We start from the raw sequence: 10178 nt of genomic DNA on the forward strand, positions 1-10178 counted from the left end.
TCAACAAATTCCAAATATCCTAACTTCATCGTAATAATCCTTTCTGCGGTTTCTCTATGACCGCTGATCCAGCATCCAATTTTCAATCTGCAATTCCGTACCATTCATTTTCCTTATATCTTATGCCATCCACACAGAGCTGGTTTACATATATAATCTCATTGCTGTCAGGCTCTTCCTGGACAAGAATAAGAAGATCATTTTTCCTTCCTTTTGCTTTTGGTTGTTTGCCGCGTACAATTACGAATCCATTATTGCCCACACCTGTTTCTTTGCAAACCAGGCTGCACCATGGGCGGTCCGGATGTATTGCCATATACGCAGCTCCCCGTAGTAAAAGCATTGAAAAATCCAGTTCCTCCTTCAGTTCCATCTTTGTGCACGAGATTTTGGTATCCCAGTCATCTTCATCCAGATCTCCAAATGCTTTCACTACAAAATACCTGGAGTTTCTCCAATTCGGATAGTGAACAAGACAATCCAGCGGATTTTCCGCACAATGGAATCCATTCTGTCTGCAATTTGCCTCCGTTGTCTCATTGATCCCATATCGTTTAAATTGAAATAAAGAAAGCTGCTCCGGTTCCTCTTTCTTTTTCGCTACTGGCTTTGCTGCCACCAGCGCCTCTTCCGAAACATCTTTCTTTGTATCTGAATCATTTGATTTTGTTGACAATGCCCTGATAGATTCCGCTTTCTTCCAGGCTTTCTTTATTGTATCCTTTTCTTCCTGCGCTTTTTTCTCCATATCCTTACGGTCATCCAACAGGTAATAGTCTATTACCCAGGCAAATACCTCTGTAGAGCCAATCGCAATACCAGTATTTTGCCCCACACCAGCTTTTCCCTCTTTCTTTGCCTTTTTAAGTGCCGTCTCATATGCCTTTTCATGGACATATTCGATACAGCGCCGCAACGTCTTATGGGGCTGGAGGATCACCTCTTTCATAACAGGATCTTTTCTAGCAAGGTCTAAAAGATACGTGCCAATCACAGTCGCATACCCAGGATCCTGCAAAAGAAGCATTTCTTCTGTCAGCTTTTCGGTTGCAGACGCAGATTGCCGGGTTAACAAAACCTTCAGCAGAAAATTCCTTTTTCCCGCTATAAAAGCATCCATGTCCTCTTTGGATATGGAATGTTCTTTTGCAAGACTTTCAATTGCCGCTACATTATGACAGGTTCGGTAATGTTCCGCCAGGACATTTATTTCCTCTATGCTTTTGGCTAATTTTTCCAGCATATAAAACTCCTCCCGTCATTATGCAGCTTTGGAGGCGTGATTTTCTGCATTTCCGCCAGCTGCCGCTCTTTGCAGTTCCTTAGATTCCTTATCCAGCTCATTTACCAGATTTAGGATTACCCGGCGTACCCAAAGGTTTCCATTCCACTTCTTTTCAAGCGCCTCCGCACTCTCCACAATGGCTTTCCATGCTTCATCGTCCAACGCACAATGTCTATATTTCTTATAAAGCGGATAAATCTCATACATGGCCTTTTTGACATCCACGTAGATAATAGAATCCACATTGGACAACAATCCCATCAGGACCGGATGTTTGTCATATTTTTGGATCAGCTCACGGATCCCAACTGGTCTTTCTCCTGTGTACAAACCTAAAAAGTCATTAAATATCGTTCCAACTGTATTTATATTTCTACGTTCCATTCATGTCCTCCTCTGCTCTTTTGATTCTCGCTGTTACAGTTTCCGGTAAGCATTCAAACGCATCTGCAATTGCGTTTTTACTGTAGCCTTCCAGAAACAGCTTTTTCATCATTTTCTCCTGCTCTTTTTTCTTCATCCTTTTCAGGGAGGAATCCCTGATTTTGCGCTTCAGTATCTTTTTGCTTAGTGGATGGTCTGGTCCATACTGATAGATTTTCCAGGCCTCCGCCGCGTTCAGCCCACACACGATTGCCAGTACCAGGCAATAATAGCCTGCATACTCTTCATTTCTTATGCCATCACCTTCTTTATAGTTCTAACATTTTTCGGTTTCCGGCATTTTCCATTTATGCTTGTCCTCCCTTTTTTTCATGCTCAGCAAGAAACTTCTCCATGCCTTCCGGATCGTATTCTGCCAGTTTTTTCAAATCAAACTGAACCAGGCGGTAAGCACAATATCCGGAACGCCCCACTCTTTGCAGGACTTTTCCCAGCTTATACTTGCGGATAAACTGAAGTTTATGCTTACAAGAAGCGTCTGAAATGAATGCTTCATTCACCTCTATTGATTCATATGGTAAATTTACCGTTAAATCACCATATGACGCCTCTTCCTCGCCCGGCTTTGCCATTCCAATATAAAGTCTGCTTCCAGACCCATAGGGACGCACTTGCAGCATGATTTCTTCCTTGCCAAACTCGCTTTCATATTGCAAAATTTTCTGTTCCACGTTCATCCTCCGATAATCTTTTATTTTTTGAACTATCCCTCTTCTCCTTTCTTTCGTATTTGCTCCCTTTGCCTAGATTCTGAAATTTTTGACAACAAAAAAAGACACCAAAAATCCATTCCAGGTTTTTGATGTCTTCCTATATTTCTCAGATCTATTGTCTCAAATGATTGCTCCCGGTATTTTGCCAGGACTAAATTCTTCTACATAGGGTGCTATGCATAAACGATAATTCGATTATAGGATAGCACAATATATAGTGTGTGTCAACGTTATATTTCCATATATTGTGTGTTATCCTGTTTTCAGTCAATCTATTAGGAACAGCGTCTCTCCATAAACCATTTATCAAATTCGTAATATAAGTGGCTCTCTTTCCCATTCACCATTACCGTATAACGGATCCCGGTTCCGCCTGCTTTTCGGCTTGCACAGCGTTCCCTTGCAAGGATACGGTCCACATGATATTTTTCTCCATCTTCCCAGATAAATTCCACTGGACTCATAGTTCCGTCCTTATCAAAACTCACCAGAACCTCTACATATACTTTTGCATTTTCCATTTACCAATCACCTCCCATTAAAATAGCCTACCGGATGAACCGTGTGGGAACTTTGTGCATCCAAGCTTGCCAGAGCTTTGTCCTGGTACACAAACGCTTTTTGGATACTGAAATACCCAAACCTTCTGCGAATCTCATCTACAGCCTGGTCCATTTTTTCCTGCTTTTCCCGTTGTTCCTCGCTTATAAACAAATCAAGCTGTACTGGTATATCCGCCAGTACCAGTTTTTCCGCGCGGATACCAAGGCTTCTGATCGGATGTTGCCAGTTATAATGTTCTATAAAAAGCGCGTTGGCAGCAGCCATAATTTCATTTGTAATATCCGTAGGGCACTCCAGCTTTTTTTGCCTGGAAAATGAAAACAGCCCGCTGTCCCGGATTGTAATGGACACCACCTTGCATTTAAAACCATGTTTCCTTAGCCTTGCTGCAACACTTTCTGATAACGCCATCAATACAATCTGCACATCCAGGTTGTTTACTAAGTCTCTTGGCGTAGTCGTACTATTGCCAATAGACTTCACAGGCGCCTCATACCCTTGGGACGATACCGGAGAGTCATCCCATCCATTTGCAAAAGAATAAAGAACCAGGCCCATTTTTCCAAATAAATGCTCTAAAAACTCAGGATCCGACAAAGCAAGCTCACCAATTGTTTTAATTCCATAACGATCCAGAGTCTTCCTGGTAGAACGTCCGACATACAAAAGATCCGCAGCCGGAAGTCTCCAGAGCAATTCTTTATAATTTCCCTTTGAAAACGCTGTAATCCCATCAGGCTTTTTATAATCACTTCCCAGCTTTGCGAAGATCTTATTCCAGGAAATACCGATGCTAACTGTAATTCCCAGTTCCTTTTTCACCCGCCAGCTGATTTCCTCTGCTATTTTTCTTCCATCCCCTTTTAAAATCGCACTGTCTGTAACGTCTAACCAGGCTTCATCACATCCATACGGTTCGACCAGATCCGTGTACTCTCCATAGATTTCCCTTAGCATAGAAGAAAACTTCAGATACAGATCCATCCGTGGCGGTACAATAATAAGATCCGGGTATGCCATTTTTGCCTGCCAGAGCGCCATTCCGGTCTTCACCCCTTTTTTCTTTGCTGTATAATTGGCTGTCAAGATAATCCCATGCCTTGCTTCCGGATCCCCGCCTACTGCAAGGGGATGCCCGGCATACTCCGGGTGGTATAACATTTCCACGCTGGCATAGTCGGGTAAGAGAAGAGCATTACTGTCCTTCCCTCCCCTAAGAACCGTACGTGATAGTTTCCCATCATACGGCTCAAGCCTTATAAAGCCTATTGCTGCCACAATAAGCCGGTTGTATATCATTCGTATACAAATTTGAAATTGCTGTAGGATTTATTTTTGCGTTCAGCGAAGTATTCCATCCAAATTTCATCGTAGGGATTCGCTTCCGCTTTAATACGTGTAAAACGGGTAATGTTTGTGTCGGTTGCATATACTAATGCGAGATAATTATCCTCCGTCAGCTTTTCAGAGAAAGTCCAGCTACGGTTTCCGATTCTGTGGAAATATTTATCTCTTATCCATGCGGCTGGTTTGTTTTTATGTCTACGTCGGCACCATCTCCATAGCGCCTTGAATGTCTGCCAGTCCACATATCTAAATGCAACCGAAGATACGTTATACTTCTGAAAGTTCACCCATCCTCTGATAATAGGATTCAGGCATTTGATCAGATCGGATTGCTTGCCCGTTCGGAACTTCTTAATTGTTCCACGAATTTTACGCATAATTGATTTAACATTCTGTTTTGATGGTTTGGTAAGTAATTTATCCCCATATTTACGAATATTACAACCCAAAAAGTCAAATCCATCGTGTATGTTCGTAATAACTGTCTTTTCGTCCGATAATTCTAATCCTCTTTCATGCATGAACTCTTTTACTAAAGGTAGTACCTCGTTTCTTAATAGTTCCTCTGATGCTCCTGTAATAATGAAATCATCTGCATAGCGCACCAGATTTACTTTTGGATTTATCTGTCTACCTTTCGACCAATATCGTTTGAACTTATTCTTCAATAATCTTTCTAATCCGTCCAATACATAATTACACAGCGTCGGTGAAATAGTACCTCCCTGTGGTGTTCCTTGGTCAGTAGCATTGAGTTTTCCCTTTTCCACAAATCCAGCTTTAAGAAATTTGTGCAAAATTTCTTTGTCCATAGGGATATTCTTTTGCATCCATTCATGATTTATGTTATCGAAACATCCTTTTATGTCACCTTCCAACACCCATTCTGGTGCTGTTTTTCGAGCCAAGTCGACAAAACATTGCTCTATAGCGTCTTGAACACATCTGTTGGGTCTGAATCCGTATGAAGTGCCGTCTGCCAGAGTTTCTGTGACTGGTTCCAGTGCCATTTTGTGTAATGTTTGCATTGCCCTATCTTTCATTGTAGGAATACTCAGTGGTCTCTTTTTTCCATTTTTCTTTGGAATGTAGATTCGTCTGAGCGGTTGAGGTTGGTATCCTCTTCTCTGAAGTGTGAATATGGCGTTAAATTTGTCCTCATTACTTATCCAACACACGCCATCTACTCCAGGTGTTCTTTTACCCTTGTTTTCTGTTACTCTTTTTACAGCAATTGCTTTTGCATAAAACGAATGAGTCAGAGTCCATTGTAAGGATTTGATTTTTCCTACTCTGTTCTCCTTTACAGCCTTTGCAATACGCATCTGCAGTTTCTTAACCTCATATTCAGCTGTTCCAAAATCAATATCCTTCCAGCTCTTAATGTGATTTGAAGATGCACACGATTTCTCGTACATTTGCATTTCTCCTTTCAGAAATTCTGCTAATTCTCTTGCAACATAAGACCAGACGGAAGTCTGCCCCCTTTCGGGTGAGTATATTCTCTATCCTTCTCATTACAAGAAGGCATTCGCTTTCTCCGTCCTCCTTACCCGCACATCTATCGGTTTCCCTTACGGGTTACTTTCCGTATCTTTATGGAGATATACGGGCTTACCTTGTTCCACTACATTTATGCTGGTAGATTAGGCTCCACCTTTCTGCCGACGGTTCTATAGTCCGTGTGATGGCTGTTTCAACCCCCAACCAAACCGCATTCCCATTTTGGGCCAGGCCCAGCAACCTTTGGCCTGTTCGCGCATAACGGCATTTACCAGTGATTCAGATATCTTAGCCATTCTATCCCAGTCATCATCTCAAGTCAGTGTTGCTCTTACTTGTTCTTATCCTCACGGAATCAGTTCTACATCTCTGTAAAGATGATTTTTCATATCTCGTTTCCTCATAGCAGTTACCCGCTACTTTGTAGATATTAGACTCAACTGACGGAACAGCAGGTCTTACACCTTACGGTAAGACAATAAATGTAGTGACTTTCAAGTCACACAAAACAATTTGCGTCACTGTGTAAGATGGTACGTTCCACACTTCCCGCCTCTTTTCTCGAACGTTTGTTCTTTTTTGTTTATTATATCTACTCCAAGGCAGAATGTAAAGTGGTAATCTTCTCCAAAATCCCTTTAGCCCCGAATATCGGGACAAAACCTATTAAACAACACCTGTTAATTTCTTTTTTCGCTCCGATCGTTACGAATACATAGAAAAAGGCTACTATGCCAGGTTGGTTTTAGGATAATCAAACTTGTTGAGGGTCTCTCTTCGTGAGGGGCAAACCCTCAAGAACTTTGATTATCCTGGTTTTATCGCATAGCAGCCACTTTTAAAATCGTATTTTCTTATTTAAAATAACCTCTGCTGTTCATAGGGGACATACCGTTCCAGCAGAGCCGGTGTCTGGGATAGAATTTCTTTTGCACATTTTTCATCCCATAGCCAGGGGATAATCTGGTCTTTTTCCAGAATCAGGGGCATCCGATCGTGAACAGGGCTCATGGAAGCATTCGCTGCAGTGGTCAAAATCACAAACCGATCTTCCTTACCAAACCGATCATAAAATCCAGCCAAATAAAGAGGGGTTCTATCCTTCCGGTAAAATGTATTTTTTTCTTTTAACCTACTCCATTCATAAAATCCGGCAGCAGGAATCACGGTCCGGTGATAATGGATTCCATTTTGAAACATTCTTTTTTCTGTCACCGATTCCACCCGGGCATTAAAAATGACGCCTTTATTCTGCCATTCAGGATACCCCCAGGCTTTTTTACACAACTGTAGTTTTTTATGAGCGGGGCTTACAATTACAGGTGCAGCTTCTGTGGGATGAATGTCGCCAGTTATCAGTTCTCGCCCAAAAGATACCTCTACTTCAGATACAATTTTCTGGATATCCAAATAAGTTTCCTCATCCATATAATACCTGCCGCACATTTTATTCTGCCTCCAGAGCGTTTTCCCGAACAAATACTATAAGATCACTCATTTCCCCAACTCCACTTGTTTTCGTTTGAATATCTCTACACACAACCAGATCTGGTGAATAGGCAATTACTTCCAGTCCCATAATTTCATTCTCATCCAGGCAGAGAATGGTATTCTCGATCAGTTCATAATCGTAGGCCTTCTGATTCTCAATCAATATAAATTTGTCTTCAGACAAATACAAATCTGATTCCGCCTCAATCACATACGCCCGGTCCGACTGTTCCCCATTCATAAACAGAAATCCACCATAAGAATCGTCAACCAAACTATAGTAAAAAATAAAATCATTTGATTTCAGGACTTGAAACTGATCAATTTTTTCATCCTCTATTTCTTCTGATTCATAAGATCCATCTGGATGAATGCAAAGATCGTTGTTTTTTCCATTCTGGAAGATCGTAATATGGCAGTCCCCATTCGAATCAAAATCTGCCGCATTAAAATCTTCTACCTCTGCTGCCAGCCAATGCCCTTTTAGATCCTCACTGGTAAGCTGTATTCCATCCATCTTAGGTTTCTCTAAGATGGAATCTCTTTCTAAGTTAAATTTCGCTGGCACTTCACCAACAGATGTATTATCGGCAGCATAAAGTGTCACTGGTGAAACCAAAAGCAACATGGCAGCAGTTACTGGCATTAATATTTTCTTTAGCATCTTTTCTCCCTCTCAACCTGTACCTATCGTCTTTTAGTAACCGTTTTCCCATTTCCTTATATAAAAAATGGCAACTTCATAAATGTCTCATTATTCAACATGATTTTCTTGTTTTTTCCTTACATCTATGATTTCACCCACAAATACATAATGCGGCTGCCATCCACCCTTAAAATCCGGATAGACTTCTGGTTTTGCCGCATAATATTCCTGGATTTCCGGGGCTAAATCTTCCCTTGAGAACTGGTGCTGATACAGCTTCTTGCAAAGAAATGTACACTCTGCTTCCTCAAACGTGACACCCTGTCCCATTTTTACAGGTGTAAAACCTACTGCTTCTATTTTATTTTCATCCCGTCCGGAGTGTGATCCAAGATATCCCAATGCCTTACGGCTGGTTTCCGGATAAAAACTGACAGTAAAAATATCACTTTCTTTTAATACCTCACTTGTGTAACGGGCTGGATGGACATATACGGTTACCGTAGACCTACTGTTCCCAGCTGTCCCCCAGATATTCCCAAGGCTTCCCCAGCTTACCGTACAACAGTTATAATGCTGTATATTCCCAGCTGTCACAAGCGCCCATTTCTTATCAAATAATTCAAATACTTTGTATTCTTCCCTTTTATAATCCTGCATAACAGCCCTCCGGTTCTGTCTATTTTATGAAGATTTGTTTCTCTTACTATTAGAATATCAATCTACCAATAATGGCGCAAGGCTTTCTTGCAATTTTTCGGACGAAATCATATTACTTCTTTCACCGCCATATAAACCAGAGTAGTTGCCTTCATAAGTTTTCCATCAATTCCATCCGGTTTACATGTTTCTGGAAAAAATTCATAACGCGCTTACTCTGATGTTCCACCAAAAAGGGAAGTGCTATCTCTTCAACACTTCCCAAAATTTGCTATATATTCCAATACGAATCAGTTTTTTTCACGAAACATGTTTTCTTTATGATAATTTATTCCGGTAATCCTCCAGTTGAAGAAATATCCCAATAATATATACCTCCAAATCAACTACTTTGACAATCATCAAGTAGGACATATCCGTAAGAATAACTTACCTGTATTTTAAGGATTTTAGATATGCGTCCCGACATTCTGGAAATTGATATGGGTTCTCTTCCAGGCGATCATATGCTTTTTCTATACATGTCAGCAAATGTTCTGCCGCTATATTATTCCCCAGCCGATATACAAGATAATATAGGCATTCATCTAATTGTTCTTCCGCACGCTCTGTAACAATTAGTTTATAAACCATATTTCCCCCTCATTGCGCTAAGCGATTCTCTGGCATCTTTTACGCTTTCCTCTTTAATCTGCCTTTCGGAAGTTTCCAGCGCCTGATACATTCTTAGCTTCTTCATGGCTCTTTCATAATTTTCAATACTCATAATCACCATATCGCCATATCCATTCTTGGTTATATAAACTGGTTCCTCACTTCTATGGCAAAGTTCGGATATCTCTGCTGTGTTTTTCAAGTCTTTAATCGGAATAATCTGTGGCATATAAGGCGCCTCCTTTGATGGGATTATCATACCATAATTATGACATTGCAACAATTGCTGATAGAAAAATATATCATACAAGTTTACGGATTCTCACAAATCATTCCATACCCATATCTGTCATCTCCAAATTCTCTCTTATTCACCAGCATTACTCCAAGATGGCAGTATTTATCACATTTCAGTTTCTCATCTGTTTCAACCACTTCACGGATAAATGTTAAAATACTTTTTAATGGATATTTGGAATCCGGCGTGGTAATTGCAATGTAGCCTTCGTGTTTTTCCGAAGTTGCATAAAGCATTCTTATCATAAAAGAAAAAAAGATGGCTAACGACAACCACCTTTCTCTCCGTTACATGTTTCATTATATTTTAACAGCGAAACAAAATTTATTTTCTCCTGCGTCAACTAATAGTGACTGATCCGTTTGCGGCACACTTAATTGAAAATGTTCCTCCAGCACCTTTTCCTGTTTTTATGTGCTGGCAATAAAAATATCCAAGCGCAACATCACCTGCTTTTGAAGCATCTTTTGTAATCACCTTATAAACATTAGGTACAAGAATCTTGCAGTCAGGAGTTGCATTTGTGCACTCTGCCTTTTTTCCATTATATCTAAAAGTAGCCTTCAAAATATA

The 10178-nt window shown here is 40.7% G+C and carries 14 protein-coding genes; all 14 read right to left on the bottom strand.

Translation table 11 applies throughout. The features are described 5' to 3' along the window. Positions 1 to 82 precede the first annotated feature (82 nt). Positions 83 to 1243 (bottom strand): DUF7666 domain-containing protein, encoded by a 1161-nt coding sequence (locus PGQ38_RS18390; protein ID WP_270433021.1) that lies wholly within the window; start codon positions 1241 to 1243, stop codon positions 83 to 85. An 18-nt stretch (positions 1244 to 1261) separates the two neighbouring features. Beyond that, positions 1262 to 1669, bottom strand: coding sequence for a hypothetical protein (locus tag PGQ38_RS18395; protein WP_195380379.1), 408 nt, complete (start codon positions 1667 to 1669; stop codon positions 1262 to 1264). Continuing rightward, on the bottom strand, positions 1659 to 1781 hold the full coding sequence (locus PGQ38_RS18400) for a hypothetical protein (protein WP_264292699.1): 123 nt from the start codon (positions 1779 to 1781) through the stop codon (positions 1659 to 1661). Before PGQ38_RS18400 ends, PGQ38_RS18395 begins: the two co-directional genes overlap by 11 nt. 235 nt (positions 1782 to 2016) lie before the next feature. After that, a complete protein-coding gene (locus tag PGQ38_RS18405) occupies positions 2017 to 2400 on the bottom strand; it encodes a DUF4313 domain-containing protein (protein ID WP_226818145.1) in 384 nt (127 codons plus the stop codon). A 317-nt stretch (positions 2401 to 2717) separates the two neighbouring features. Next, positions 2718 to 2963 carry a hypothetical protein gene (locus PGQ38_RS18410; protein ID WP_178730423.1) on the bottom strand — a complete coding sequence of 82 codons (246 nt, stop codon included), beginning with the start codon at positions 2961 to 2963 and terminating at the stop codon, positions 2718 to 2720. A 7-nt stretch (positions 2964 to 2970) separates the two neighbouring features. Next, on the bottom strand, positions 2971 to 4173 hold the full coding sequence (locus PGQ38_RS18415) for a Y-family DNA polymerase (protein WP_270433030.1): 1203 nt from the start codon (positions 4171 to 4173) through the stop codon (positions 2971 to 2973). A gap of 128 nt (positions 4174 to 4301) precedes the next feature. Continuing rightward, positions 4302 to 5771 (bottom strand): group II intron reverse transcriptase/maturase, encoded by a 1470-nt coding sequence (gene ltrA, locus PGQ38_RS18420; RefSeq protein WP_117579884.1) that lies wholly within the window; start codon positions 5769 to 5771, stop codon positions 4302 to 4304. Between the two features lie 943 nt (positions 5772 to 6714). Beyond that, positions 6715 to 7302, bottom strand: coding sequence for an SOS response-associated peptidase (locus PGQ38_RS18425; RefSeq protein ID WP_118580718.1), 588 nt, complete (start codon positions 7300 to 7302; stop codon positions 6715 to 6717). Between the two features lies 1 nt (position 7303). Further along, positions 7304 to 8011 carry a hypothetical protein gene (locus PGQ38_RS18430; RefSeq protein WP_226818148.1) on the bottom strand — a complete coding sequence of 236 codons (708 nt, stop codon included), beginning with the start codon at positions 8009 to 8011 and terminating at the stop codon, positions 7304 to 7306. A 90-nt stretch (positions 8012 to 8101) separates the two neighbouring features. After that, complete coding sequence (locus tag PGQ38_RS18435; protein WP_270433025.1) at positions 8102 to 8653, bottom strand: flavin reductase; 552 nt, start codon at positions 8651 to 8653, stop codon at positions 8102 to 8104. A 429-nt stretch (positions 8654 to 9082) separates the two neighbouring features. Beyond that, positions 9083 to 9286, bottom strand: coding sequence for a type II toxin-antitoxin system RelE/ParE family toxin (locus tag PGQ38_RS20255; protein ID WP_173718740.1), 204 nt, complete (start codon positions 9284 to 9286; stop codon positions 9083 to 9085). After that, complete coding sequence (locus PGQ38_RS18445) at positions 9276 to 9536, bottom strand: type II toxin-antitoxin system Phd/YefM family antitoxin (RefSeq protein ID WP_173718739.1); 261 nt, start codon at positions 9534 to 9536, stop codon at positions 9276 to 9278. Before PGQ38_RS18445 ends, PGQ38_RS20255 begins: the two co-directional genes overlap by 11 nt. Before the next feature lie 83 nt (positions 9537 to 9619). Next, positions 9620 to 9877 carry a hypothetical protein gene (locus PGQ38_RS18450; protein WP_173718738.1) on the bottom strand — a complete coding sequence of 86 codons (258 nt, stop codon included), beginning with the start codon at positions 9875 to 9877 and terminating at the stop codon, positions 9620 to 9622. A 67-nt stretch (positions 9878 to 9944) separates the two neighbouring features. Further along, the coding region (locus tag PGQ38_RS18455) for a hypothetical protein (RefSeq protein ID WP_270433027.1) at positions 9945 to 10178 on the bottom strand (234 nt) is incomplete at its 5' end.

The organism is Blautia faecis (genome assembly GCF_027662325.1).
Lineage (GTDB): Bacteria > Bacillota > Clostridia > Lachnospirales > Lachnospiraceae > Blautia_A > Blautia_A faecis.